The organism is Nonomuraea sp. 3N208, assembly GCF_052245935.1.
Taxonomy (GTDB): domain Bacteria; phylum Actinomycetota; class Actinomycetes; order Streptosporangiales; family Streptosporangiaceae; genus Nonomuraea.
The window spans coordinates 43550-70400 of sequence record NZ_JBQQBR010000061.1 but is presented as its reverse complement, the minus strand read 5'-3'; the positions used below and the strand labels follow the sequence as shown (position 1 = coordinate 70400).

21 protein-coding genes are annotated in these 26851 nt (G+C 71.9%); 5 read left to right on the top strand and 16 right to left on the bottom strand.

The window, feature by feature from the left end:
- A partial coding sequence (locus tag ACTWPT_RS53685) for a hypothetical protein (RefSeq protein WP_443185300.1) occupies positions 1 to 378 on the bottom strand: 378 nt, incomplete at its 3' end.
- 27 nt (positions 379 to 405) lie between these two features.
- Between ACTWPT_RS53685 and ACTWPT_RS53680 the strand changes: the two genes are divergently transcribed.
- Positions 406 to 1020 (top strand): helix-turn-helix domain-containing protein, encoded by a 615-nt coding sequence (locus tag ACTWPT_RS53680; RefSeq protein WP_443185299.1) that lies wholly within the window; start codon positions 406 to 408, stop codon positions 1018 to 1020.
- Between the two features lie 40 nt (positions 1021 to 1060).
- Here the strand turns inward: ACTWPT_RS53680 and ACTWPT_RS53675 are convergent, their stop codons facing one another.
- The 11 genes from ACTWPT_RS53675 to ACTWPT_RS53625 form a co-directional block, all read right to left on the bottom strand.
- A complete protein-coding gene (locus tag ACTWPT_RS53675) occupies positions 1061 to 1873 on the bottom strand; it encodes an IclR family transcriptional regulator (protein WP_443185298.1) in 813 nt (270 codons plus the stop codon).
- A 135-nt stretch (positions 1874 to 2008) separates the two neighbouring features.
- Complete coding sequence (locus tag ACTWPT_RS53670; RefSeq protein ID WP_443185297.1) at positions 2009 to 3328, bottom strand: MFS transporter; 1320 nt, start codon at positions 3326 to 3328, stop codon at positions 2009 to 2011.
- 112 nt (positions 3329 to 3440) lie between these two features.
- Complete coding sequence (locus ACTWPT_RS53665; protein ID WP_443185296.1) at positions 3441 to 4769, bottom strand: cation:proton antiporter; 1329 nt, start codon at positions 4767 to 4769, stop codon at positions 3441 to 3443.
- A 78-nt stretch (positions 4770 to 4847) separates the two neighbouring features.
- Positions 4848 to 4985 (bottom strand): hypothetical protein, encoded by a 138-nt coding sequence (locus ACTWPT_RS53660; protein ID WP_443185295.1) that lies wholly within the window; start codon positions 4983 to 4985, stop codon positions 4848 to 4850.
- 168 nt (positions 4986 to 5153) lie between these two features.
- Complete coding sequence (locus ACTWPT_RS53655) at positions 5154 to 7892, bottom strand: ferritin-like domain-containing protein (RefSeq protein WP_443185294.1); 2739 nt, start codon at positions 7890 to 7892, stop codon at positions 5154 to 5156.
- Positions 7893 to 7902: 10 nt separating this feature from the next.
- Positions 7903 to 8295 (bottom strand): glycoside hydrolase family 95-like protein, encoded by a 393-nt coding sequence (locus ACTWPT_RS53650; RefSeq protein ID WP_443185293.1) that lies wholly within the window; start codon positions 8293 to 8295, stop codon positions 7903 to 7905.
- Positions 8231 to 14131: an amino acid adenylation domain-containing protein gene (locus ACTWPT_RS53645; RefSeq protein WP_443185292.1), complete on the bottom strand. Its 5901-nt coding sequence runs from the start codon at positions 14129 to 14131 to the stop codon at positions 8231 to 8233. Before ACTWPT_RS53645 ends, ACTWPT_RS53650 begins: the two co-directional genes overlap by 65 nt.
- Positions 14132 to 14161: 30 nt before the next feature.
- Positions 14162 to 14413, bottom strand: a complete 252-nt coding sequence (locus ACTWPT_RS53640) for an acyl carrier protein (protein WP_443185291.1) — start codon at positions 14411 to 14413, stop codon at positions 14162 to 14164.
- Positions 14410 to 16104 (bottom strand): acyl-CoA dehydrogenase, encoded by a 1695-nt coding sequence (locus ACTWPT_RS53635; protein WP_443185290.1) that lies wholly within the window; start codon positions 16102 to 16104, stop codon positions 14410 to 14412. The genes ACTWPT_RS53640 and ACTWPT_RS53635 overlap by 4 nt, the downstream gene beginning before the upstream one ends.
- The gene (locus tag ACTWPT_RS53630; RefSeq protein ID WP_443185289.1) at positions 16101 to 17786 is read right to left on the bottom strand and encodes an acyl-CoA dehydrogenase family protein; all 1686 of its coding nucleotides are present in this window, start codon (positions 17784 to 17786) and stop codon (positions 16101 to 16103) included. Before ACTWPT_RS53630 ends, ACTWPT_RS53635 begins: the two co-directional genes overlap by 4 nt.
- Entirely contained in the window at positions 17783 to 19552 is a 1770-nt protein-coding gene (locus ACTWPT_RS53625; RefSeq protein WP_443185288.1) for a fatty acyl-AMP ligase, read from the bottom strand. Before ACTWPT_RS53625 ends, ACTWPT_RS53630 begins: the two co-directional genes overlap by 4 nt.
- Before the next feature lie 274 nt (positions 19553 to 19826).
- On the opposite strand from ACTWPT_RS53625, the gene panD reads away from it, so the two are divergent.
- The 4 genes from panD to ACTWPT_RS53605 are packed head-to-tail and all read left to right on the top strand — an operon-like array spanning position 19827 to position 22545.
- Positions 19827 to 20252: an aspartate 1-decarboxylase gene (gene panD / locus ACTWPT_RS53620; RefSeq protein ID WP_443185287.1), complete on the top strand. Its 426-nt coding sequence runs from the start codon at positions 19827 to 19829 to the stop codon at positions 20250 to 20252.
- 32 nt (positions 20253 to 20284) lie between these two features.
- The gene (locus ACTWPT_RS53615) at positions 20285 to 20746 is read left to right on the top strand and encodes a hypothetical protein (RefSeq protein ID WP_443185286.1); all 462 of its coding nucleotides are present in this window, start codon (positions 20285 to 20287) and stop codon (positions 20744 to 20746) included.
- Positions 20747 to 20749: 3 nt separating this feature from the next.
- Entirely contained in the window at positions 20750 to 21874 is a 1125-nt protein-coding gene (locus ACTWPT_RS53610) for a sensor histidine kinase (protein WP_443185301.1), read from the top strand.
- A gap of 14 nt (positions 21875 to 21888) precedes the next feature.
- Positions 21889 to 22545, top strand: a complete 657-nt coding sequence (locus ACTWPT_RS53605; protein ID WP_443185285.1) for a response regulator — start codon at positions 21889 to 21891, stop codon at positions 22543 to 22545.
- A gap of 45 nt (positions 22546 to 22590) precedes the next feature.
- On the opposite strand, the gene ACTWPT_RS53600 is transcribed toward ACTWPT_RS53605, so the two are convergent.
- The 4 genes from ACTWPT_RS53600 to ACTWPT_RS53585 form a co-directional block, all read right to left on the bottom strand.
- Positions 22591 to 23397, bottom strand: coding sequence for a hypothetical protein (locus ACTWPT_RS53600; RefSeq protein ID WP_443185284.1), 807 nt, complete (start codon positions 23395 to 23397; stop codon positions 22591 to 22593).
- Positions 23394 to 24362, bottom strand: coding sequence for an ABC transporter ATP-binding protein (locus ACTWPT_RS53595; RefSeq protein ID WP_443185283.1), 969 nt, complete (start codon positions 24360 to 24362; stop codon positions 23394 to 23396). Before ACTWPT_RS53595 ends, ACTWPT_RS53600 begins: the two co-directional genes overlap by 4 nt.
- Before the next feature lie 139 nt (positions 24363 to 24501).
- Entirely contained in the window at positions 24502 to 25311 is an 810-nt protein-coding gene (locus ACTWPT_RS53590) for an SAM-dependent methyltransferase (RefSeq protein WP_443185282.1), read from the bottom strand.
- A gap of 241 nt (positions 25312 to 25552) precedes the next feature.
- Positions 25553 to 26821: an FAD-dependent monooxygenase gene (locus ACTWPT_RS53585; RefSeq protein ID WP_443185281.1), complete on the bottom strand. Its 1269-nt coding sequence runs from the start codon at positions 26819 to 26821 to the stop codon at positions 25553 to 25555.
- Between the last annotated feature and the right edge of the window lie 30 nt (positions 26822 to 26851).

Here is a 26851-nt window from a genome sequence, read left to right as displayed (position 1 = left end):
CTGCTCCTGGTCGCGGTGCTCACCGGGCTCGGCCACGAGGCCCGCGGCATCACGTTCGGTGCCGGCCAGGCCACGGCGTCCGTCCCGGCCTCTCCGGCCTGAGCGTCGCCGGTGACGACTCCGGCTCAACTCCTCCTGTCTCCTGGCGACGTAGCCCGCGAAATCGCTCCGTATGGCCATGACGTCGGCGAGATCGAGCACGACCACACCGCAGTGGTCCAGCGAGCAGCTCCGCGGATACGATCCATCGATCAGTGATATGCCCGCGACCGAGCGATCCTCGTCCACCTCCAGACAGAGGACCGGATGGAACGCGCAGTCCTCGTAGATCATGCCGAGCTGGATGACGCCATCCGCGGGATCGTCGAGCGATGTCACTCCTCGAGTTTGACCTACAGTGGTGCCGTGTCGTCGGGAAATACCGTTGTCGCGCGCAATGTGCGGCTCCTCAGAGAGCAGCGGGGCATGTCGCTGGCCGAACTGGCCCGGCAGGCCGGGCTGGCCAAGCAGACGCTGTCCACCATCGAACAGGGCACGGGCAATCCGACCGTGGATACGCTGTTCTCCGTCGCGGACGCGCTCGGCGTGCCGGTGACGCGGCTGGTGGCCGAACGCGAGCAGGTCATGGTCGTCCAGCGCGGTGACGACGTGGCGTGGCACGAGCACGGTGGCTACGCGTCCCGCTCCCTCGACCACGTCTACGGCTCCGGCGTGATCGAGAACTACCTGCTCCGCATCTTTCCGGCGCCCGGCGACGAGGCCGTCGAGCCCTCCGCTCCCCATCCGGTCGGCACCCTGGAGCATCTGTACGTGATCAGCGGCCGGGTCCGGGTGGGACCGGTCGACTACACGGTCGAGCTGAGCACCGGCGACTTCGTACGCTATCCGGCCGACCGGCCGCACCTCTACGAAACGCTGGACGGAGAGAGTCTGGTCCACGTGGTGGTCAGCGTGCCCCGCGTACAGCCGGGCACCGGAGCGACGGGCGTGGCGCGGACCCACGACGGCCAGCCGCGCTGACCGTTTGATGTGCCGGGTCCCCGCTCGCGCGCCCCGGGGTTCAGCCGCTCGCCGCCTGCCGCTGGGCCGCGACGATCGCCCGTGAGGCCTCGTACGCGACCCGGCGCAGCGCCGGGGCGAAGCGCGCGGGATCGAATCGATGGTGAGCACCCGCCACCGACAACGCGGCCACCGGCCTGCCCGCCCCGTTCATGATCGGCACGGCGACGCAGACGAGACCGGGGACGGCCTCCTGCCGGTCGTAGGCGACCCCGTCCCCCCTGATCCGCCGCAGCTCAGCCCGGAAATGGGCGGGGTCGGTGAGCGTGTAGCCGGTACGCGGTGTCAGCCCTTCCGCGATGGCGGCCTCGGCGGCGTCGTGATCGAAGGCGAGCAGCGCCTTGCCGACCCCGGTGCAGTAAGCGGGCAGGCGGGCGCCGATCTGGGAGGGGCATCGCGCCGGCCGATGGCCGTGGATCTTGTTGATGTACACGATCCCGGTGTCGTGGAGCACGGCCAAGTGCACCGTCTCGTGGGTCAGCTCGTACAGGTCCGCGAGGTACGGCAGCAGGCGCTCCCGCAACACCAGCGAGGTCGGCCCGTACACCCGGGTCCCGATGTCGAACAACCGCGTGCCCAGCCGGTAGTCGCTGCCGACGCGCTCGACGAGGTCGTTGCGATGGAGGATGCCGAGCAGGCGGAAGGCCGTGGACTTGGTCAGCCCGGTGCGCCGTGCCAGCTCGCTGACGCCGATCTCGCGGTCGTGGTCGGCGAGCGACTTCAGCAGGACGAGCGCCTTGTCGACGGCCGTGGGCCGCTGGTCCGGCTCGGCGGATCCCAGGTCTGTGCCGGGATCGCGGTGGGACGTAGCCATGGAGGTCTCCAGGGGTTCCTTCAAGCGACCACCATGATGGACGCGAGTCCACTTTAAAGGACAGTTTCGGCGATGTAAACGCCCGGGGTCGGCCATATTGGCAGGTCCCGGGCGTGATGGGTGGTGGAGCGGTGGTCAGGCGGCGAATTCGTGGTCGCGGGTCTCCGGCAGCGCGAGCACGCAGATGAGGCTGATCAGGCAGAGTACCCCCGCATAGCAGCCGAGTACCAGGGGCGACGCCCAGTGGGTGTTCAGCCAGGTGGCGACGACCGGGGCGAAGCCGCCGCCGAGCGTGTTGGCGAGGATGAAGGCCGCCGACGCGCCGGTGTAGCGCAGCCGCGCGGGGAAGAGCTCGGGCAGGAAGGCGGCGATGGGCGAGAAGCTGAGCGTGAACAGCACCAGCCCGAGCACGAACGCTCCCGTGATCAACAGGGCGTTGCCGGTCTGCAGCGAGCCGAACATGGGCAACGCCCACAACACGCAGCCGACGAGACCTGCCAGCATCACCGGGCGCCTGCCCACTCTGTCGGCCAGCCGGGCGGCGGGAACCGTGGCCAGTGCTCCGGCCGCGGCCGCGAGACTCGCGGCGGTGAGCACCGTGCCTTGCGAGATGCCGAGGGCCTTCGGTGCGTACTGCAGGCTGTAGACGGTGGTGAGGTAGTAGACCGACGAGCCGCCGATCGCCGCGCCGACGCCCAGCAGGAGCCGGCCGGGGTACTCCTTCACCAGCGTGCCGAGCGGGAAGCGGGAAACCGTACGGCGGGGTGCGGAGGCGAACACCGGGGACTCGGTCACCCGGCTGCGCACCCACAGGCCGATGATGATGAGCGCCGCGCTGATCAGGAACGGAATCCGCCACGCCCCGGCGGCGAAGCCGTCACGGCCCGCGATGGCCAGCGTGGGCAGGATCACCGCGCTGGACAGCAGGAATCCCAGTGGCGGTCCGGCCTGCGGGATGGAGGCGAACATCGCCCGGCGGGCCGGCGGCGCGTGCTCGGCGGCCAGCAGGACGGCGCCGCCCCACTCGCCGCCCATGCTCACGCCCTGGAGCAGGCGCAGGGCCACCAGCAGGACGGGGGCGAGCAGTCCTGCGCTCTCGTACGTCGGGAGCAGCCCGACCCCCACCGTCGCCGCTCCCATCAGCAGCAGCGAGAGGACCAGCGCCCGCTTGCGGCCCAGCCGGTCGCCGATGGTCCCGAACAGCACCACCCCGAAAGGCCGCGCCAGGAACGCCCCGGCGAACGTCAGGAACGCCGCGAGGGTCTGCACCGTGGCACTGCCGGACGGGAAGAAGGCCGGGCCCAGGACCAGGGCGGCGGCAGTGCCGTACACGGCGAAGTCGTAGTACTCGATCACGGTGCCGATCAGGCTCGCGGCGACGACCCGCGACACCGTGCGCGTGTCACTCGCGGGAGCCGGCTTGGGTGGGGACGGGGCGGCGGCGGTTTCTGACATGGAGCGACTCCCTCGGATGGGCTGGGGGCTACAAGAGAATGGAAGGGCCGCCGCAACAGGACAGCACGCCCCCGTGCCACACCGTGGCACGGCATTCCCCCAGCTCTCTCCGTCAGGCGGTGACCGACCGCGACTCCACCGCCTGACGCTCCTCCACCGTGTGGTCCACCCGCCGCATCGCCAGCCGCAGAACCGGCGGCGCCATGACCGAGGTCACCACCGCGACGAGCACGATGATCGTGTACGCCTCCGTCGTCAGCAGGCCGAGCCGCACCCCGATCATCGCTGTGATCACCTCGACCACGCCGCGCGCGTTCATCCCGGCCCCGAGCGCTACCGACTCCCACACGGTCAGCTTGCTGAGGAATCCGCCGATGGCGGCGCCGAGGAACTTACCGACGATCGCGAGGACGACCACGACCACCGCCGTGAGCAGAACGCCCGGGTCCGCCAGTGCCGTCAGGTCCATGCGCAGCCCCGCGGCGGCGAAGAAGAGTGGTGCGAACACCGACAAGACGATGGTCTCCAGTGATGTCATCCAGCTCGGCGCGGTCTTCCCGACGTGCGCCCGCACGAGCATCCCGACCAGGAAGGCGCCGAGCACGGCCTCCAGGCCGAGCGCATGCGTCCCCGCCGCCGCCAGGACCACCAGCATGACCGTGAGCGTCATGCTGGCCCCGTCCGCCCCGCGGGCCATGCCCATGACGGGCCGCACCACGAACCGTCCCGCGACGGCCGCTGCGAGCAGCACCGCGCACAGCGTGGCCACCGCCAGGGCCACCTGCGACGCGTGCAGGCCGGACGTGGCCACGGCCGAGATCACGGAGAGCACGAGCCAGCCGAAGGTGTCGTCGATGGTGCCGCTGACGAGGATGAGCTGGCCCACGTTGCGGTGGATGAGCCGCATGTCGATGAGCGTCTTGGCGATCACCGGGATGGCGCTCACGCACATCGCCACACCGAGGAACAACGCGAAGAGCACAGGCTCAGCGCCGGGCGCGCGCAACCAGCCGGGCAACAGGAAACCCGCGCCGATGCCGAGCGCCAGCGGCAGGACCAGCCCGGCGGCGCTGACCGTGAGCGCGGTGCCGCCGCGCCGGCGGATCAGCGTCATGTCGAGGTGCATCCCGGTGATCGCGACCAGCAGCAGCACTCCAAGCTGCGCCACGGCGTCGAGCTGCGGGAGGTTCGCGGGCAACAGCCACTGACCGACGACCGGCACGAGGTGACCCAGCAGCGAGGGACCGAGGATGATGCCTACGGCGAGCTCGCCGACGATGGCGGGCATGCCCAGCCGCATGGCCAGCCGGCCGAGCAGGAAGGCCGCCGCGAGCAGGACGCCGAGCTGGAGAAGGAAGACCAGCAGCGGGTGCCCGGACAGCGGCATCGGCGGCACGTCGAGCGCGGCTACGGACGTCGGGAAAGGCATGGGCGGGGTCATCGCGGCTCCTGGGGTCCGGCCAGGGTGAGCATCAGGTCCTTCACGTCGGTGGCCGAGAACTTCTCCCGTTCCACGCCTTCACAGGCCCAGCGCCCAGGAGCGGAAGGTCTCGTACTGGGCGGCGAGCGCGTGCTCGCCGGTGGCCACCGGGTCCTTGAAGAAGAACGCCAGCTCGGTCACCGCCCCCGCCCGACCGGCCCGATGCGCTGCGGACATGAGCCTGACCCCGGGAACGTAGTCGATGCCGGGCCAGCTCCTGCAACGCGGGCAGGCGACCGCCCGGTGACGGAGTCGCCGGCGCCGGATGGCCGGGACGCGCGGCCGCGCCCGCGATCGTGGTGACCGCCACGGATCCGCGCGCCCCCACCAGCCACACCCCCGTCCTCACCACGGCACCCCGCTCGACTGGAAGCTCGGCCCCGCCACATGCGGCGAGCCGTCGGCGACGGGCATCGTCAGCAGCTTCCTGGCCTCGATCTGGAGCGAGTACATCAGGCCCACGGCGTCGCGCAGCTCGCCGGGATGGCCGTTGAACACCCGGTTGAGGCCGGCCAGCAGGTTCGTGTACGCCAGGTTGGTCAGCACCGACTGGTTCAGCACGGCCGAGTCCGCCGGCAGCAGGTACGTGTCCGGGTCGTCCACCATCGGGTACACCCCGTCGGGATCCAGGCGGACCGGCGGCCCCTCATACACCCACCGGTTCTGCTTCTTGATCAGGCGGCGGCCCTCGACGATCTCCTTGAAGCGGTAGTAATGCCCGAACTCGTCCGGGTCGGCGACGTGGTCGCCGTCGAGGTCCTGCGGGCTGCCCTCGCCCTGCTCGATGATCTGGTAGACGGCCAGGAGCGCGGTGCGCCTGTCGGTCACCCGGTAGAGGGTCCCCGGCGCGTCCTCCCAGGCCACCTGGCGCTCGGGCGAGCCCGTGAACAGGCCACCGCGGCGGTCGAGCACGGAGATTGCCCTGGCGATCTGGTTGTAGAACCAGCCGATGGTCATCGGCGTGTACTCCGCCTGATGGAACCAGTCCTCCAAGGTGGCCATCTCGGCCGCCTCCGCGCTGACGAGCGCGCCCTGGCGGTTCACCTGTAATTTCTGCCTGTCGATGACCGGCCCGGTGAAGGTCTTGCCGCCGACCTGCGGGTACTCTGGCTGCTCGATCGCCATGAACACGTCCCTGACCTGGTCGATCGTGCACCGGCGCAGCCGAACGTTGAGGTTGGGCAGCACGGGGCCGGGCAGCCGGCCGGGATAGGTGGGGACCAGCCCGGGCCGGCCGAGTTGGGGTGTGCCGCCGACGGCGTTCAGCAGGTTCGCGGCCAGCGCCATGTGGAGCATCTCCTCCCGGACCACCTGGCGGATGATCTCGGCGACCTCCGGGTTGCGGTCGGGCTTGATGGAGTGCAGGGCGCACAGGTAGGGCGGGATGACCGCCTGCTCGACCAGCAATGCCTGCTGGAGCACCCGTCGCAGGTCGTCAGGGGTCGCGATCTCCAGCAGTGGCGGCTTCGGCTTGGTGTCCAGCCACTTCACGATCATGTCTCGCTTTCCTGGTGAGAGGTCTCTGGTGACGGGCATGTGGTTCGGCGAGTCGACGGGGTCGAGCAGCGCGGCCCTGACCATGCGGCGATGGTTCACGATGTGGTCGTAGTTGCCGAGGTCGAAGACGTCCCGCATGGCGGGGTAGAGGTTGGCGTACTGCTGGAAGATCGGCTGGACGTCGGCTTCCCAGGTGGGGCGGTCGCGGGCGGGCTGGAGGTCGAACACGCGGACGCTGATAAGGCCCTCGGGCACGCCGGGCGCGGCGGCGGTGCCGTACCCGAACGTGAGGGTCTGCCCGTCGAGCAGGCCACGCGGGTTGCCGGGGTCGCGGCCGGCGATGGTCAGCCGGGCGCGGCCGTCGGCGCCGGTGGTGAGCCGCTGGGGGAACTCCAGCCACGGCGCCTCCTCCTCGGCGGCGAACATGATTTCCACGCCCGCGGCCGGCTTGCCATGCCGGAGCGCGTACATGGTGGTGGTCGCGGTGTCGTGCGGGCTCTTCGGGTAGAGCCGGAAGACGAAGCCGTCAGCGCGGACGAACCCCGCCTCCGTGTTCTCCGCGAGCCGGACCGGGGCCGGCTCGCCCTCCCCCACGACGGCGAGCCGGCCACTCTCGGCGGCGGCCAGCTTGCCCGGGTCGAGCTTGACCGTGACGATGCCGGCGCGCTGGTCGTAGAGCGAGGCGTCCAGGCCCTCGATGGGGCCCAGGATCGACGGGGCGCCGTCGGCGGCGAGTGTGGCCAGGCGCAGCGGCCCCGTCGGGGCCAGCGGCCCGCCGCGGGAGGTGGACGGGATGCTGTTGCCCAGGTCCAGGTGGACGAGGCCGGCTCGGGCGTCGACGAGGCAGGGGGCGTGGTTCAGCGGCGAGCCCTGCTGCCCGCGCAGGCGGCGGCCGGCCAGGAAATGGCGGGGTTCGCCCTTCATGTACGGCCCGATCGAACCGACGATCCGCCCCCAGGTCACGTTGTCACGGTCCTCGGGGTCGATCTGCACGCCGTCCACGTTGAACTTGATCGACAGCAGCCCGTCCTCGGTGGCCTCCCGCAGCGCCGCGAGAAAGGGTGACCGCGGCTGGTCGGACCAGGTGACGCCGGTCAGCACCGACTGGTACACGGCCGCGGGGTCGCCACGCCCCGCCGAGGCCCGGTACCGCACCCAGAAGTCGTCCATGGCGGCCGGCTGGAAGTCGCCCGCGCAGACCTCCTGCCCCTCGACGTCCAGCAGCCGCACGCGCAGCCCCCAGATCTCCGACACCCGCTGCTGGTGCGGGTCGAGATCGACCAGCTTGGCGGTGACCCTGACGTTGTCGTCGGTCACGTGCCCGCCGACCAGCGGGTCCTCCTCCTTGGCCGTGACCAGCCGGCCGTCGGGGAGCGCCACGCTCGTCACCGCGCACCGCCGCAGCCGGAACGCTCCAGTGCCGCGTGGGTTCCACAGGCCGTTGTAGCGATCGGGCAGCACGGTCACGCGATGGAACCGCGGCTCGAAGATCTTGTTGTCGTAGTAGGCGTCGACGTTGTTGACGGTCGAGACGTCGGCGTGGAAACGACCGGAGAAGTGCAGCCGGGGCAGGTCGAGATACGACACACGTGCTCCATCAGAGGTCGGGATGGGAGGAGGGTCGGTTCTCCGGCAGGCCCCAGACCCGCCCGGTCCCCGCCACGTCGAGGGGGTCGAGGTCGCCGGCGGCGCCGCGCCGCGCGACCAGCGCCGTCTGTCCCGGCCGCAGGCGCAGGTCCACCGTGTCCGCGCCCCGGTGCCGCCAGTCGCCGTTCGAGCGCACCTCGACGGGGCCGTCGATGCCGTGGGCCAGACGGACCCGGCCGCCCGCGTCGCCGCGTACCCTGATCCAGGTCGTGCGGCCGTTCTCGCGGCGGGCGTCCACCACGAGTGCGCCCGGGAGACGCAGACCGCCGGCGTACGCCTCACGCCACCGCGCCGGGACGGCCGGGAACACGCGGAGCGTGCCGCCGGACTCCTGGACGAGCATGTCGAGCAGGGCGCCGGCGGCTCGCAGCGCGCTGTCGGGCTCGCCGTCGTCGGCGTCCACCGTGTTCGGCCTGGCGAGCGCGCCTGACACGTAGGCGTTCAGATGGGTCAGGGCGTCCTCGCCCGCTCCCATCGCCGCGGCCATGGACGCGGCGCTCGCATGGCTGTGGCCGCGCCACCCGTCCCTCATGCTCGTCCAGTGGCGGTAGCTGCGCAGGATGGGCTCCCGGTCCGCCTTCGTGTCCCATCGCAGGTCGCCCAGCGGGTGCAACCACAGCAGGTGTGAGGGGTGCGGGTGCGCGGTGCTCAGCGGCGTGCCTGCCCCGACGAGCACGCCGCTCGGCCCCGACGAGTACGGTCCCAGCCGCGCGAGCGTGTCCCGCCATCGCCTGGCCTGGGCCTCGTCCCCGGCACGTTGCGCGGACCCGGCCAGCGTGCCCAGCCCCCACCTCAGCAGCGCCAGGTCGTAGGTGCAGTTGGCAACATCGGCGTAGGCCGGGGAGTGGGTGATCGGCAGGCGCAGTCGGGGTCCACCGGTCAGGAACCGCTCGTAGAACTCCACCGCCTTGCGCAGGGGCGGGTCCACGATCGCGTGGGCCTGCGCGGCGGGCAGGGCGCGGCTGTAGGCCAACCAGGTGCTGTGCAGCTCGGCGATGGGGTTGGGTGCGTGACCGTTCTTGGAGCCGGTGCCCGGGATGGCGATCGGCACGGCCGGCGGCGTCCATGCGGTCCGGTGGAGGGGCTCGACCAGTGGATGCGCCGCCTGCGCCGCCAGTGCGCGCCAGTCGCCGGCCCAGCCGGCCCCAAGCCCGGAGGTCTCGGCCCGCGCCAGGCAGGCCGCCTTGTACACCTGGGCCCAGTAGAAGCGCTGGATCGTCTTGTCGGGTATGGACAACAGGCTGCCGAGGTAGAGGGCGTGCCACCACTGCCGGTGCGAGGCGGTCAGGTCGTCCCAGGAGCCCTCCATGACCTGGCGCGCCGGTTCGGACGAGAGGGCGGCGGCGTACACCCTCCTGCCACCCTCCGGCCGCTGCCGCCACGCGGTGGCGTGCGGGCCGGGAACGGGTGCGAGCGCGGCCCGCTCCTCGCCCACGCTGGGCCGCAGGCTCACCAGCAGCGCGTCGTGCCGGTGGTGGACCAGGGCGGCGAACTCCAGCGAGCCGCGCGTCGTGGTCAGGTTGCCCCTCAGCTCGGCGTTCCACAGATCCAGCTCCCAAGACACGCCGGTGACCGTGCCGGCCGTCGTCAGCCGAAGGCGTCCGTGCGGCGACTCCCACAGGCCGGGGACATCCCGGCGGGTCGGCGCGTGGTCGAGAGTGAAGTCGAGGGTGTTGCCGACCGGCCCGCCGTACACCTGGGCGCGCACGCGCCGCCGCCTCCTCATCGGACAGCGGCCCGGCGAGCGCGCCGACGGGACGCTCAGGGTCCACGACGACGGTGTGGAGGGTCTCGATGAGCCGCCCCGCGATCTCCTCGGCCGCCTCCCGGCCGAAGGCGTCGGTCCGGTGGTCCAGGCGGAAGCGCAGGCTGTCGCCGGGCAGAGCCACGAGCGCCAGCGGGTAGTGGGTGACGTCCCTGGCCTCGGCGTTCACCACGCGGACGGATCCGCCGAGCTTCTCCAGCTCGTCCCGGTCGAGCGGGTAGTTGTAGAAGACGGTCATCGTGTCGAAGAGCTCGCCGCCCCCCGGCAGCCCGGCCTGCCGCTGGATCTCGGCCGGATCGAGGTATTGGTGGTCGAGCAGCCTGGCGTGCTCCTCCTGCGTCCTGGCCAGCAGCGCGGCCAGTGGCTCGGCCGGCCGCAACCGCACCCTGGCGGGCACCGTGTTGACGAACAGCCCGACCATGGACTCCACGCCCTCGACCTCGGGCGGCCGCCCGGAGGTCGACACGCCGAACACCACGTCGCTCCGTCCGGTGAGCCCGGCCACGACGAGCGCCCAGGCGGCCTGCACGACCGTGTTGAGCGTCAGTCCACGCGCCCGGGCCCACGCGGTGAGCGCGTCGGTGGCCTCCCGGCCCAGGTCGGCGTGGACGAACTCGGGCCACGGCGTCGTCAACTCCACGCCGGGAGCCACCAGGCACGGGCCCGGCAGCCGGTCGAGCGCCGCCCGCCACGCAGCGCGGGCGGCCTGCTGGTCCCGGCCGGTCAGCCAGGCCAGGTAGTTCCTGTACGGCACGGGCTCGCCGAGCACGCCCTCGCCGGTCGCGTACGCGGTGAGCAGCTCCCTGATGATGACCGGCAGCGACCAGCCGTCCCACAACACGTGATGGTTGGTGATGACCAGCCGGTGCCGTTCCGGCGCGAGGCGCAGCAGGAGGAACCGGATGAGCGGCGGAGCGCCCAGGTCGAACCGGGCGTCCCGGTCGGCGCGGATCTCCTGCTCGGCCTCCGCCGGCCCGGCGACCTCGGCCTCACGCCAGGCGGGCGCGGCCTCGGCCAGCACGAGCTGCACCCATTCGCCCGACTCGCGCTGGTCGAAGACCGCCCGGAGTGACGCGTGCCGCGCGACGACGGTGCCCACGGCGGCACGCAGCGCACCGGCGTCGAGCGGGCCGTCCAGGTCGAGGATGAGCTGCATCGTGTAGAGGTCGGGGCCCGCTCCGCCATGCCTGCTGTGGTAGACCATGGCTTCCTGCAGCGGCGAGAGCGGGTAGACCTCGCGCAATCCGGGGTGGCGGCGCGCCAGCGTCTCCAGGTCTCGCCCGCTGACCGGGACGAGCGTGGTGTCCGGGGCCGCGGGTGGAGCGAGTGGTTCGGCGGTGAGGGCGAGCGCGGCCACCGTCTTGTGGTCGAAGACGTCCCCGGCGCTGATCGCCAGCCCCGCCCGCCGGGCCCTGCCGACCAGTTGCAAGGCCATGATGCTGTCGCCGCCGGCCGCGAAGAAGCTCTCGTCGGCGCCGATGGCAGGCACGCCGAGCACCTCGGCGAACAGGTGGCACAGCAGCTCTTCGCGCTCGCCACGCGGGCGGCGGCCGGCCTCCTCGCTCCCGTAGACGGGGGCGGGCAGCGCGCGGCGGTCGAGCTTGCCGTTCACGGTGAGCGGCAGGTCGGGCAGCTCGACGAACGCGGCGGGGACCATGTACTCGGGCAGCTGCGCCCCCACGTGGGCGCGCAGCTCGTCGTGGTCGAGCCCGCCGTCGGGCACCACGTACGCCACGAGCCGCTTGTCTCCGGGCCGGTCCTCGCGGACCACGACCGCCGCCTGCCGGACCCGGGCGTGCCGGGCGACCACCGACTCGACCTCGGCCGGCTCCACCCGGAAACCCCGCAGCTTGACCTGGTCGTCGGCGCGTCCCACGAACGTCCAGGCGCCGTCGTCCGTCCACCGCACCAGGTCGCCGGTGCGGTACATGCGCGTTCCTGGCGGGCCGAACGGGTCGGCCACGAAACGTTCGGCCGTCAGCCCGGGCCGGGCGGCGTAGCCTCGGGCCACGCCGGTGCCGGCCAGGTACAGCTCCCCCGTCACGCCGGGCGGCACCGGCTGCAGGGCGGTGTCGAGCACGTAGCCCCTGGCGTTGGCGACCGGCCGGCCGAGGGGCGGCGCGTCGGCGTCGGCCGCGCCGAGCTCGGCGGCCGTGGCCCAGACCGTGGTCTCGGTGGGGCCGTACACGTTGACGACCCCGCCCGTGCTCGCCAGCAGCCGCCGGGCCAGTTCGCCGGAGAGCGCCTCCCCGCCGATCAGCACCCGCACCCCGGACAGCTCCTCGCCGTCCGTCGCCAGCACCGCCCGCCACAGGCCGGGCGTGGCCTGCGCGAGCGTGACGCCGGAGCGGGCGATCAGCCGCCGCAGCCCCGGCAGGTCGCGTACGAGCTCCGCGCCGGCCATGACGACGGCGGCGCCGGTCAGCAGCGGGACGAACAACTCCAGGCTGGAGGGGTCGAACCCGATCCTGGTCAGCGCGAGCACCCGGTCGTCCGCGTCGAGCACCAGCCGGTCGGCCATGTCGAGCAGGAAGTTGGCCACGCTCGCGTGGGAGACCAGCACGCCCTTGGGCCGCCCGGTGGAGCCGGAGGTGTACATCACCCAGGCGGCGTTGCCGGGCAGCGGCCGGGCGTACGGCAGGTTTCCCGGGCCGTACGCACCGAGTGCGCCTTGTGTGTTCTCGTCGTCGAGCAGCAGGAACGGCCCCGCCTCCGGCGGCAGCCCGGAAGCGAGCGAGCCGGCCGTCACGGTGAGCCGCACCTTGGTGTCCTCGACCATGAGCCGCACCCGCTCGGCGGGCAGCTCCGGCTCCAGCGGCAGGTAGGCACCGCCCGCCTTGACCACCGCCAGCAGCGTGACCAGCAGGTCCGCGCCGCGCGGCAGCGCGATCCCGACGAAGCTCTCCTGGCCCACGCCGCGGTCGGCGAGCAGCCGGGCCAGCCGGTTCGCGCGCGCGTTCAGCTCGGCGTAGGACAGGGTGCCGGACGCCGATACCAGAGCGGTCCTGCCAGGGTGCGCGTCCACGCTGGACTCGAACAGCTCGGCCAGGCCTGCCTGCGGCAGGTCGCGGGCGGTGTCGTTCCAGTCCTCCAGCACACGCCGACGCTCGGCGCCGGACAGCAGGCCGGCGCGGGCCAGCGGGCGGTCCAGATCTGCCGCGAAGGCCGCGAGGAAGGCCACGAGCCGGTCCCGGTGCCCCGCCAGCGCCGCCGCGTCGAACAGCTCGGGGTTGCCGTCGAGGTCCAGCCGGATCCGGCCGGCGCCGTCCGCCCCGCCGATGAGGTTCACCGACAGCTCGCGCACCTGCCCCGAGGAGAGCTGGCGCGGGACGGCGGTCACCGTGCCGAAGGTCGTCTGCCTGTCGAAGGCCATGACGTTGACCAGAGGGCCCACCAGTCCCGGGGCGCCGCCGGAGAAGCCCAGCTCGTGGTGCAGGTGCTCACCGCGGAACCGCTGGTGCGCGAGCAGGCCCGCGACCTGGCGGGACACGTCGGCGATCAGCTCGGCGGGCGTGGCGGACGGGCGTACGGACAGCCGCAACGGCAGCTCGTTGGCCGTCATCGCGGGCGTCGTGAGCGCGGCCCTGCTCACCCTGGCGGCCACCGGCACGATCAGCGTCACGTCCTGCGCGGCCGCGGCCCGCTGCGTGTACGCGGCCACGCCGGCCAGCGCGACCGCCGTCCACCGGGTACGGGTCCGCCGCGCCGCCTCGGCCAGCGCCGCCACCGTCTCCGCAGGCAGGTCGGCGCCCGCCCGCAGCATGGGAGGGGCGGGCGGCGCGGGCCGCCCGGTCAAGGTGGTCGGCGGGAGCGGGTCCGCCAGCGTGTCCAGCCAGTAGGCACGGTCCTTGACGCGCCGCTCCGAGTCCAGGTACGCGGCGTCCTCCTCGACCAGCCCGGCCAGCGTCCCCGACGACGGCTCGCCGGCGTCGCCGCCGATCGCCAGCGCGGTGTAGATCTCGGCCAGCCGCGTCAGGTAGAGCGCCTGCCCGTAACCGTCGAGCAGGATGTGGTGGTAGCGGAAGTACAGCAGGAACCGCTCGGGCCCGAGCCGGAACAGCACGTGGCAGAAGAGCGGCCCGTCGAGCAGGTCGCACGGGGTGCGGAGATCCTCTTGCATCCACCGATCCGCCATGGCCTCCGGATCGGGGGCGCCGCTGACGTCCACCTGGCGGACCGGCCGCTCGGCGGGCGGCAGCACCTCCTGCCAGGCCCGGTCCTCCCGCTCGGTGAAGCGCACGCGCAGCGCCTCCGTCTCGCTCACCGCCCGGTGCGCCGCCGCCTGCACCAGGTCGGGGTCGAGCGGGCCGCGCAGGTCGAGGCGGACCGCGCAGTTGTAGCGCGGGCTGCGCTGATCCAGCCGCTGCGCAACCCAGATGCCGAGCTGCGCCGAGGTCAACGGCAGGAGAGACATCGGGTGGGCTCCCTTGTGCGGTTTCGATGGTCAGGCGGACTGGGTGCTGAGCCGTTCGAGCAGGACGGCGCCGAGCTCGCCGAGCGTGGGGTGGTCCCACAGGACGGTGGGGTCCAGGGTGAGGCCGAGGTGGTCCTCGATCTCGGCGACGATGCTCAGCGCGGACACCGAGTCCACGCCGTAGTCGCCGAGCGGCACGTCGAGGGCGATCTCATCGGCCGGTTTCCGCACCATGAGCGCGACGCGGCCGGTAAGCCAGGTGCTCAGCTCTTCTTGCGTCATGACGCTCCTTCTCGTGTCGCCCGGCCGTACAGGCCGAGGCTCTTGCCGGTCTCGTGCCGTTCGAGCAGCTCGGCGAACAGGCTCTTCTCGATGTGGTCGGGCAGCGGCGCGGACCTGTCGGCCAGCCTGGACAGCGCCGCGGCAAGCCAGCCCGGGTCTCCGAGCAGGCGGTCACGCCGGTTGTGCCGCCAGGTCTCCAGGCAGGCGGCGGCCATGAGGACCCGCACGTATCGGGTGGTCAGGTCGTAGGTGTCCGACGAGGCCGCGTAGGTGCGTTCGTGCGGCGGCAGATCGGCGCACTGCCCGGCCAGGTCCCGCAGCTCGGCCAGGAAACCTTCGGCGAGGCGGCGGACCAGCCGCTCGGTGACCTCCCCCGCGGCCTCGCCGCTGTCGAGCCAGGCGGCCACGCCGGCGCTGAGGCTGTCGCGCCCGCCCGCGGTGATCCGCAGCCGGTCGAACGGCAGGGGCGGCAGCTCGGCCCCGGCCCGGAACATCGCCGCCGGAGCCGGCTCCGCCGACCCCCACGAGCGACGGGCCAGCAGCGGCAGCTGCGGCAACATCGTCATCTGGCAGGCGGCCCGCGCGGCGTGCCCGAACCCGATCGGCTGCACGTCGCGCAGCAGCTTCTGGAAGATCGCGTACTCGCCCTCGCGCAGGTACGAGCGGGCGCCGAGGACGAGCGACAGCCGGTGCACGGCGTCGAGCACGACGCCGGACACGCCGTACTTGGCGGCGGCGGCCAGCACGCTGGTCTCTCCGGGCAGCACGTGCAGCGCCCTCGTCGCGGCCAGGGCGAAGACCTCGCAGGTCAGCAGGTCCACGAACGCGCCCACCAGGCTCGCGCGCACGGACGGCAGGTCGGCCGCGGGGGCGCCGTACAGGGTGCGGGAGAGTGTGAAGCGCAGCGTCGTCCGCAGTGCCGTGTCCAGGATCCCGGTCATCATCGCGGGCAGCACGGTCCTGGTCACCTGGAAGGAGCGCATCGCCGTCTCCAGCCCCTGCCCGGGGAACCCGATAACGTCGCCGGAGGAGAGCGGGCAACCGGTGAACTCCACCCCGCCGAGCTGCACGCCCCGCATGCCCACTGTGGCGAACCTGGGCAGGTAGCGCAGGCTCCCCTCGGGCAGCCTCGATTTCTCGACGAGCAGCTGGGAGTGGCTTCTGCTGCCCGGTCCCGGGTCGGTCCGCGCGAACAACACCAGCGCGTCCGCCCGCTGGAGGTTGGTGACGACCTCTTTGCGGCCGTTCAGCACCAGCCCACCGGCTCCTGGGAGGGCCGCGCACTCGGTGCCCGCCATGTCGTTGCCGTGCGCCAGCTCGTGGTAGGCGCTGGCCACCCGCCGGTTGTCCAGCAGCAGGGCGGCGACACGGGCGCGCTGCGCGGCGTCCCCCGCGCTCCACACGTTGACACCGGCGATGAACGAACTGGCGCCGTAGCCCAGGCCGAGGCAGGGATCGCGGCGGTAGACCGCCCGCATGATCTCCACCAGGTCGTCCAGCCGGGTCAGCCGCCCGCCGTCCGCCTCTGGGACGAACTCGGCGTTCAGCCCGTAGGCGTCCAGCACGCTCTCTCCCGCCGCGCACATCTCGGCCCGCTCGTCGGCCGCCAGGACCGCCCGGAACCCCACCGGGTTGCCCGGCTCCCACGGATCGCCCAGCATGTGCTCCAGCCGGGCCAAGCGTTCCTTCATGAACGGCTCCCCTCGTCGCCGGAGATCGACAGCGGCGCCTGGTCGTCCAGCAGCCGCGCCGCCAGCGCGTCCCAGCTCCCCCGGTCGGGGACGGGGGCGCCGAGTCTGCCGAGCACCCAGGTCAGGCAGGCCCGCACCCAGAGGCCGTCGCGCCACAGCGGGTCCGCCGCCCGCCGGCCGCCGTCGCGCACCCACAGGTGCAGGGCCGCCGCACCGGCGAAGGCCAGCTCGTACCGCTCGGCCAGCGGGAAGACCGCGGCGGGGACGTCGCGCGGCACGGGCACATATCCGGCCAGGTCCCGGTGGAGCCCGGCCACCACCGTCTCGAGCTGCGCCGCCGCCTCCGCGACCTCGGGATCCCCGAGCTCCTTCGCCTGCCGGACCGACTCGGGCAGGCTCTGCACGACGCTGCAGCCCGTCGGCGACAGCAGGCCCAGCGCGCCGGGGTCGAACGGGGGCAGGTCCGCGTCCAGGCAGGTGGCCAGGTCGAGGCCGGGCCGGTCGCGGCGGGCCTCGTCGTAGGCGACGGCCAGGCGTGGGAACTGCCCGATCAGTGCGTGCCGGTTGACCTGCGTGCTGCCGTCGAAGATGGCGACCACCCGGTGATCACGTTCGAGCTTGGCGAACGCGCCGTCGGCGTAGCCGTCCGCCAGGAAGGCGCGTACCCCCAGCAGCTCGCCGCACTTGTCCAGCAGCTCCTGTACCACGGTCGGCGCGAACGCCTTGATCACCGACGAGACGACGCCCAGCTCTTTCGGCAGGGCGTGCACGGCCCGGGCCGCGACCTCGGCCGTGGCCTCCACGGTCAGCGCCATGGCCGCCGCCTCGCCCAGCACCCGTCGCACCCGTGGCAGATCGGCCAGGTAGCGGCCGTAGAGCAGACGTTCGCGCACGAAGCCGGCGGTCAGGCGCAGCCCGTGGTCGGCGGCGCCGAGCGACAGCGCCGCACAGGTCGTCCTGGTGAGCTGCAGCGCCCGCAGCACGATCTCGAGTCCCTGCCCGGGCGCGCCGATCAGCGCCACGTCCGGCACGATGGCGCCGTCGAAGCGGATGCCGCTGATGTCGGCGCCCCGGATGCCGTGCGTGGCCACCTTCGGCAACGGCCGCCACGTCTCTTCGGCCAGCCCCCGCTTGTCCACCAGGAAGAGGCTGAACCCGCGTGCCCCGCCCGGCGGCCGGGTACGCGCCAGCACGCACACGAGCTCTCCCCGGGTGGCGTTGTTGATCAGCCATTTCTCGCCGTCGAGCCGCCAGCCGCCGGCCGTCCTGCGTGCGGTCAGCTCGCCCGCGAGCAGGTCGCTGCCGTGCTCGCGTTCGGTCAGCCCCCAGGCCACGGCGGCGCCCGCGGAGACCCGCGCGCCCAGCTCGGCGGCCTGCTCCGTGTGCCCGGCGACCCACACGGGCGTGGTGCCGAGCAGCGTCTTCCCGTGCGCGATGGCCACCGTGAGGTCGCGGCGCGCGACGGCGCGCAGCAGGTGCAGCAGCGTCGGGTAGTCGGCGAGCAGCCCGCCGTGTGCCGACGGGACGTAGTGGCGGTGCAGCCCGAGGTCGTCCAGCTCCCGCACGGCCTCGGCGGGGAACTCCTCCCGCAGGTCCAGCTCGGCCAGCCGGGCGGGGTCGAACGGGCGCCCGGCGCAGGACAGGTCGCTCAGACGGCGGTCGAGCGCCGCGGCCGTCGTCACTGAGCGGCCTCCCCCGCCACGAGCAGCCGCGAGTCGGCGTCCAGGTGGAGGGCGTCGAGCTCGCCGTCGAGCAGGAGCCGCCGCATGGCGACCCGCTGGACCTTTCCGCTGGTGGTGCGCCGCACGGCGCCCCTGCGCAGCAGCGCCACCCCGCCGACGGGGACGCCGAACTCCCTGGCCACCGTCTGCTTGACGCCACTGGCCAGCCGCCGGAGGTCCGCGTCCGGGAGTCGCTTGCCGAGCTCGTGGGTGACGACGAGCATCTCCTCCTCGGCCACGCCGTCGCCGGCCGGCACGGTGACGGTGAACACCGCGCCGACGCCGCCGAGCTCCGGATGCTGCTCGCGGAGCTCGTACTCGATGTCCTGCGGGTAGAGGTTGCGGCCGCGCAGGACGATGGTCTCCTTGATGCGGCCGGTCACGTGCACCTGCCCTTCGAGCAGGCAGCCGCGGTCGCCGGTGCGCAGGAACCCGTCCTCGCCGTCGGCGGTGGCGGCCCTGAACGTCGCGGCGGTGGCCGCCTCGTTGCGCCAGTAGCCCGCCGCGACGCTCGGCCCGCGCAGCCAGATCTCGCCGACCTGCCCGTCCGTCAGGGCGCGGCGGCTGTCCGGCTCCACGATCCTGACCTCCAGGTCGAGTACGGGCCCGCAGGCCACCACGTCCCGATACGGCCGGCCGTCCCCCGCGGGTGTGAACCGGTCGCGCTCCAGGTCCTCCGCGTCGACCCGGTGCACGGGCGGGCCGTCAGGTCCCCGCCCGCCCGAGACGAACACGGTCGCCTCGGCCAGCCCGTACGAGGCCACGAAGGCGTCCTTGCGGAAGCCCGCCGCGGCGAAGCGCCTGGCGAAGGCCGACAGCGTGGCCGCGTGGACCGGCTCGGACCCGTTGTGCGCGTACTTCCATCGCGACAGGTCGATCCCGGCGAGCTGCTCGTCGGTCACCCGGCGGGTGCACAGCTCGTAGGCGAAGTTGGGCGCGGCCGACCAGGCGACCTCGTACGCGTCGATCAGCCGCAGCCACAGGTGGGGTCGCTTGACAAAGGTGGTGGGGCTCATGAGCACGGACCCGGCGCCGAGGAACAGCCCCGGCAGCAGCTGCCCCATGAGTCCCATGTCGTGATAAAGCGGGATCCATCCGCCGACGCGGGTCGTCTCGTCCATGCCGAACGCCCGGCGCAGGCTGTCCCCGTTGTGCAGCAGGTTGCCGTGGGTGACGACCACGCCCTTGGGCTCGGCGGTGGACCCGGAGGTGTACTGCAGCAGCGCCGGGGTCTCGTGGCCGATGACCGGCATCGCCCAGTCGGCGGCCCGGTGGAAGGGACCGGTGTCCGTGGCCTCGACGGGCAACCCCGGCGGCGCCTCCGCCTGCGCCCACTGGCGTACCTCGTCCAGGCCGGCGGTGTCGGTGAAGACCGCCGACGCGCCCGCGTCGGCCACGATGGCGGCCACCCGGCGCCGGTCGTGCTGATATCCGCCGGGCATCGGCGCGGGGATCGCGATCGCGCCGGCATACAGGCAGCCGAGAAACGCGGCGGCGAATTCCAGCCCCATCGGGTACTGCAACAACACGCGCGCGCCGGGCTCGACGTTCCCCAGCAACCAGGCGGCGATGCCGCGGGCCCGCTCGTCCAGCTCCGCGAAGGTCAGGGACGGGGGATTCTGCTCGCGATCCGGGTCGGACACCATCGTCAGCGCCGGCGCGGAATCACGGGAAATCGCCTGGCCGCGGAACAACGCGGCGGCGCTCTGCGCACTCGGGAAATCCATCACGGGTTCGCGCCCCCAATAAACTGGAAAAGGTCCCGCACCGGTCTATAAATGTGCGGAATTCGCATCCGGCGCTCACGCTAACCACCCCGCAATCGGCCGGTCAAGGACCTTCAGGAGCGGCTACACCCCGCCTCACGTGCGCCGTAGCAAACCAACTGGGTCTTTTCGCGGAAACTTAATCGAATGCCGGGGCGGTCGTCCTACTGCTAGTCTCCAGCGTGGAGTTTTATGTGCACAATGAATTGTCACGGCTTGTGGAGACGAGGCAGCCTTGCTCATCACGCTCATGAAATCGAAGATTCATCGCGCCACGGTGACGCAGGCGGACCTGCACTATGTCGGGTCTCTGACGATCGACGCCGACCTGATGGAGGCCGCCGACCTCCTCCCCGGCGAGAAGGTGGACGTCGTCGACATCGACAACGGCGCGCGACTGACCACTTACGTCATCAAGGGTCCGCGAGGCTCGGGCATGATCGGCATCAACGGGGCCGCCGCGCGGCTCATCGCTCCCGGCGATCTGGTCATCATCATCGCGTACGCGTCGATGACCAGGGACGAGGCCCGCACCTTCGACCCGCGCGTGGTCTTCGTCGACCGGGGCAACCGGCCCGTGTCGCTGGGCTCCGACCCGGCCGACGCGCCCGAGGACACCGGATTGACGCGCGGGGACCGGCTGGCCGAGATCGCCGGGTAGCGGCCCCCCTGCTCGCTCGATAGCGTCGATCCGTGGACGAGTCGCGGTGGACGTGGGTCTTGAGGGTGCTGCGTGGCCGTTCCGCCGCGGGGCGGGCGCTCCACGACGGCGGCCTATGGGTGTTGCTCTCCCTGCCTCCGGCTCTGTGGGTGGCCGACAGCGGGGCGAGCGGGCCGCTGTGGCGGGAGATCGTGCTGCCGCTGGCCGCGCTGGGTGGCGCGGTCGCGGTCAGCCGGTGGCGGCCCTTGCTCGCGCTGGCCGTCTGCGTGGCGCTGACCTGCCTCGACCCGCTCAGCCCGGTGGACCGCTACACACTCTCGGTGGCCGTGATGAGCTTCCTGGCCGGCCGGCGCGTACCCGGCGCGGCCAGGGCGCTGTCGTGGATCGCCGCCATGGTCGGCCTGACCGGGCCGGCCGGGCTGCTGCTCGGCCGGCCCGCGCAGTTCCTCCTCTACGACCTGCTGGTGCTGCCCCTGGTCACGGTGATCCCCTGACTCATCGGACGGTACCTGATCCAGCGCCGGGAGCTGCTGCTGGCCGGATGGGAGCGCGCCGATCGGCTCGAGCACGAGCAGCGCATCGTCGCCGAGCGCGCCAGGCTGCTGGAACGCTCGCGGATCGCACAGGACATGCACGACAGCCTGGGCCACGAGCTGAGCCTGATCGCTCTCATGGCGGCCAACCTGGAGGTCGCCGCCGACCTGGACGAGCGGCACCGGGCCACGGCCAAGCAGTTGCGCGTCGCCGCCGGCACGGCCACCGAGCACCTCCAGGACGTCATCGGGGTGCTGCGCGCCGACGAGGACCACGAGGAGCCGGGCGCGCAGACCATCGAGGACATGGTGCAGCGGGCCACGGGCACCGGCCTGGAGGTACGCCTGATCGCGGAGGGCGACCCGGAGGACGTTCCGCGCATGGTCGAGAGGGCCGCCTTCCGTGTCGTCCAGGAGTCGCTGACCAACGCCGCCAAACACGCGCCCGGCGCGCCGGTGACCGTCGAGGTGGCCCACGGCGACGGGGAGACGAGGGTGCGCGTGGTCAACGGGCCGCCGTCCGGCCCGCCCGCGTTCGGCATCGCCGGCGGCGGCCACGGCCTGACCGGGCTGCGGGAGCGTGCGCGGCTGCTCGGCGGCACCGTACGCCACGGGCCCAGCGACGGTGGTTTCGAGGTCGTCGCCTGGTTGCCGCACACCGCCGAGCCCGCGCCCATCACCGGAGGCCCGGAGCCCGGGCCCGCTCCTGCGGACGGCGGGCACGCGCATCAAGCTCGACGGCGCGCGCGGGGCCGCTTTTTGCTGGCGTTCGGGGTGCCGATCGGGGTGGCGACCCTGCTGGGGCTGGCCGGGATCGGCTACCTCTACCAGACCCAGTCGTCGGTCCTGCGTCCCGAGGTCTTCGACGGCTTGAGTGCCGGGCAGTCCCGCACGGAGCTCGCCGGCCGGCTGCCGGTGCACTCCTTCGACGAGAGCCCGAGCCCCATCACGGAGGCGGCGGCGCCCTCGGGGACGACCTGCACGTATTACCTGTCCACCGGGGATCTCTTCGTGACGGCGACGGTCTACCGGCTGTGCTTCGCGGGTGACCGCCTGGTGGCCAAGAACGCCTACACACCGACCGAGTGAACGGAGAGCCGACAGTGGTCCGAGTCGTGATCGCCGACGACGAGAACCTGATCCGCGCGGGCATCAGAGGCATCCTGGCCTCGGATCGGGACATCGAGGTGGTGGCCGAGGCGCAGGACGGCCGCCAGGCGGTCGAGCGCGTACGCTCCCACGCCCCCGACGTGATCCTGCTCGACATCCAGATGCCGGGCCTGGACGGGCTGCGGGCGGCCGAGGAGATCCACCGCCTGTCCACCAGGACCAAGGTGATCATGCTGACCACGTTCTCGCAGGACGACTACGTGGCAAGGGCGCTGTCGTCGGGGGCCGCCGGCTTCCTGCTGAAGTCCGGCGACCCGCAGGAGCTGCTCTCGGCCGTGCACGCGGTGGTCGGCGGCGCCGCGTACCTCTCTCCCAAGATCGTCGCCCGGCTGATCACCAAGCTCGGCCCGGAGCGCATGGCGCGCGGGCTGGCCGCCAAGGACCAGATCGACGGGCTGACCGAGCGGGAGCGGCGGGTGCTGGCGCTGCTGGGCGCGGGGTTGTCCAACGCGGAGATCGCCCAGCGGCTGCACGTGGTGGAAGGCACGGTGAAGACCTACGTGAGCGGCATCCTCCAGCGGCTCGGCCTGCGCAACCGGGTGCAGGCCGCGATCCTCGCCCATGAGGCCGGGCTGGTGGACCCGCTGTAACGCGAACGGAGCCGGCCGCGCCGCGGCCGGCTCCGTTCCCTCCCGTCACATGGTGTCGCGCCGCCGGAGCGAGAAGTAGCCGAGAAAGATCGACAGCAGCGACCACGCGAGCACGATCAGCCCGGCCACCGGGCGGCCGTAGGTCTCGTCGGTGCCGCCGTGCATGAGCGCCGCGCCGGCGTCACCCGGCAGGTACGACGCCACCTCCGCCAGGTTCACCGCGGGCAGCATGATCGGGATGATCAGCAGGACCACGAACAGGATCGCGATCGAGCTGGCCGCCCCGCGCAGCAGCGTGCCGAGCCCGAGCGCGAACACGCCGAGCATCGGCAGGTACAACGCGACGCCGACGACCGTGTTGTAGGCGTCGTCGGTGGTGTAGGAGTCGCCGTACTCGCCGAGGCCGACGATGCTCAGCCCGAGCGCGCCCGCGCCCAGCACCAGCCCGAACACGAGCATGACCGACACCAGCACCACCGTCTTGGCCAGGAGCGTGCGGCCGCGGCCGGGCACCCACTGCAGCGTCGAGCGGATGCTGCCGGTGGAGTACTCGGAGGTGATCATCATGACGCCGAGCACGGCCACGGTCCACTGGACCAGGTAGCCGATGGCCTGGGCGGCCACGAACGGAGCTGAGGTGGTGAACGCCTCCGGCACACCCTCGGCATGCTGCGAACGGGTCGAGATCGCGGCGATGGCCACCCCTCCGAGCATGAGCACGATGCCGGAGAGGAGCGTCCACCACGTGGACTGCACCGTCCAGAGCTTGATCCACTCGGACCCGATCGCTCCCTTGAGCCCGCCGTCGCGCTGCTTGGGCTTGCTCAGCCTCGCGGGCATCACTGCGGTCATAGTCCGACCTCCGCCTTCTGCTCGGTGAATGTGTCCAGGGGACTGGCCGCGCGCGAGCGCTCGCCGTACTCCACGCTCTGCGCGGTCAGCTCGATGTAGGCCTCCTCCAGGGACGCGTCCATGGGGCTGAGCTCGTGCAGGCGCAGGCCGAGCTCGAAGGCCATGTCGCCGATCGTGCCCGGGCTCGCGCCCTCGGCCACCAACTCGTCGTCGCCGAGCCACCGGACGTTGGCGCCACCGGCCGTGAGCCGCGCGGTGAGCGTGTCGAGCCCGCGGATTTCGGGGCTGCGTACCTTGACCCGCTGCCGGCTGCTTTTGGCGATCAGCTCCTCCATCGGCGAGTCGGCCAGCAGCCGGCCCTTGCCGATGATCACGAGATGGTCGGCGGTGACCTGCATCTCGCTCATCAGGTGGCTGGAGACGAAGATCGTACGCCCCTGGGCGGCCAGCGCGCGCATCAGGTCGCGAACCCACCGGATCCCGTCGGGGTCCAGTCCGTTGACCGGCTCGTCCAGGATGAGGATCTCGGGGTCGCCCAGCAGCGCCCCCGCGATGCCGAGCCGCTGCCCCATGCCCAGCGAGAACGACCCCACGCGCTTGCCCGCCACGTCCGACAGGCCCACCACACCGAGCATCTCGTCCACCCGCTCGGTGGAGATGCCGTGCGTCTTGGCCATGGAGCGCAGGTGGTTACGCGCGGTGCGCCCCGGGTGCACGGCTTTCGCCTCCAGCAACGCCCCGATCTCCCGCAGCGGGTGCCGCAGGTCCACGTATCGTTTGCCGTTGATCAACGCCGACCCGCTCGTGGGCACGTCCAGGCCGAGGATCATCCGGATGGTCGTCGACTTGCCGGCGCCGTTCGGGCCGAGGAACCCGGTGACCTTCCCCGGCTCGATGTTCACGGAGAGCCCATCGACGGCAGTCTTCTCGCCATACCGTTTGGTTACTTGATTAAGGGTGATCACTGACCCTCCCGGGTGTCCGTTACCATCACCACGGACGGTAGTCAGCGAACCTCGGGCGGCACCTCTGCCGATCGGCACCGGATGGCATTGACTTTCGGCAAGATTGGGACGTCCCGGACCAGCGCGGCCGCGAGATCCTCTAGGCCTTGCGACCGACCCCCACGATCACCCATGCCTTGTCCGACCGCTCGGACACGAAGGGGCTGTCCGGCCGCCAGTCGCGGACGTAGACCAAGCCGGGCTCGACCACCTCGAGGCCGTCGAAGAAGCCGGACACCTCCTCCCGCGTACGGGCACCGCCCTCGGCATCACCCAAGATCTTCTTGTAGAGATCGACGATCGGCTCCGCGATCTCCGGGCGCGAGTCGAAGACGACGTGCGTGATGACGATGTGACTGCCGGCCGGCAGCGCATCACGCAGCTGGGCCACGCGCAGGAAGGGCTCTCTTTCGTCAGGGATGTACTGCAGGATGGCGAACAACAACACCGCCACCGGCTGATCGAGATCGATCGTCTGCCGCAGAACGGGGTCGGCGAGCAGTTCGGCGGGATGCATGACGTCGCCCTCGACGACGACGATCCCGGGCTCCCTGGCGAGAATGGCCCTGCCGTGGGTGAGCACCACCGGATCGTTGTCGACGTAGACAACGCGGGCATCAGGAGCGACGGAGCGGGCCAGCTGGTGCGTGTTGAGCTGGGTGGGCAGCCCTGCGCCCAGGTTGATGAACTGGGTGATGCCCTGGTCCACGAGATACCGGACCACCCGTACGTGGAACGCCTGATGCTCCAGCGCCATCACCCGGACCTCCGGAGCGATGGCCAGCACCGCCTCGGCCGCCTCCCGGTCGACGGCGAAGTTGTCCTTCCCGCCGATGAAGTAGTCGTGCATGCGGGCGAGGTTCGGTGTGCTGGTGTCGACACCTGCGAACCGCGTGTCCTCGTCACCCATGCGTCGCCCTCCACGGTCGATAGCTCCTCGATTATGGCGGAAAACGGAGAGCTATGCCGAAACCGCAGGAGCTCGGCTTCCTCGTCATCGCAAAGCAGACCTATGTGGCTGTTCATACCCTGGCCAAGGCGACGACCGCCGACAACAAGATCGCAAGCCCTGGACCACGGCCTGGCCGACCCGGGGCTGGCAAAGTTTTGGGCCTCAGCTCCCCCGGCTGAGGCATGCCAACATTATCCCCCTACGTCCGATTTGTATAGTTTTTTGTGTGACGCATGCCACCACCGTTGGACTCGGCGAACATCGGCGGCAGTTGCTCGGGTGTGAGAGCCGTCGGTCCGAAGAGCCAGTCCACGTAGCTGTAGTCGTGGACGTCGCGGTCGCGGAGCACCGCGTTGCGCCACTCCCGCTTCTCCCCGTCGTGGTGCCACAGCTTGCCCCAGGCCCGCGCCGTGGTCAGCACACGACGGCAGTGCTCAGGGCGGACGGCGTTGTAAGCCGCCAAGGCGGCGTCCCAGTCGACAGAGCGCGCCTTGCCCTGGGCGCCCACGTGCTCGGACAGCACCCACGCGTCCTCGATGGCCATCACCGCGCCCTGTGCGAGGTACTGGAGCGGCGGGTGGGCGGCGTCCCCGGTGAGGGCGATCCGGCCGCGCACCCAGTCCATGATCGGCTCGCGGTCGAACATCCGCCACCACCGGTCGCGCCACATCAGCGGCAGGCCGGCCCGCACCTGGTCGCAGGTGGCCGCGAACGCCCCGTCCAGCTCGTCGGGCGTGCCCCAGTCCTCCTCGCCGGCCAGCGCCTTCGGCGACTCGAACACCGCGACCTGGTTGAACATCTCGCCGTGACGCAGCGGGTACTGGACGAAATGACACCTGGGGCCGATGTAGACGACCACGTCCTTGAGGTGCACATCGAGCTCGGCGACCCGCTCGATGGGTACGGCGCCCCGGTAGGCGACGTACGCCGAGCTGACCGGCTCGTCGTCGCTCACCATCCGGCGAGCCACGGAATGCAGACCGTCGGCGGCGAGGACGATCTCACCGAATTCACGCCCGCCCTCGTGAACGGCGACGGCGCCGCCCTCGACCTGCTCGTACCTGGTCACCGTGACGTCGTTGACGAGATCCACCCCGGCCCGCCGGCAAGCGCGCAACAGCGTGCCGTGCAGGTCGCTGCGATGGATCACCATGTAAGGGAAGCCGTAGCGCCGCTCCACGTCGTGCAGGTCGAGCCTGCTGAGGACGCCCGCGTCGATCGCGTCCTTCATGACGATGCTCTCGGGGAGCACACCGAGCGACATGACCTCGTCGAGCAGGCCCCAGTGGTCCAGGATGCGGGTGCAGTTGGGTGCGATCTGCAGACCGGCGCCGACCTCACCGAATCGGTGAGCCCGCTCGAGCACCCGCACTCGCAGGCCCTTCCGGGTGAGTGCCAGGGCGTTGGCCAGACCGCCGATGCCTCCGCCCACCACCACGACGTCGGCGCCGTGGCTCCCTTCAGCCATGTCGCATGTTTCCTTTCTCACGTCGCGCCG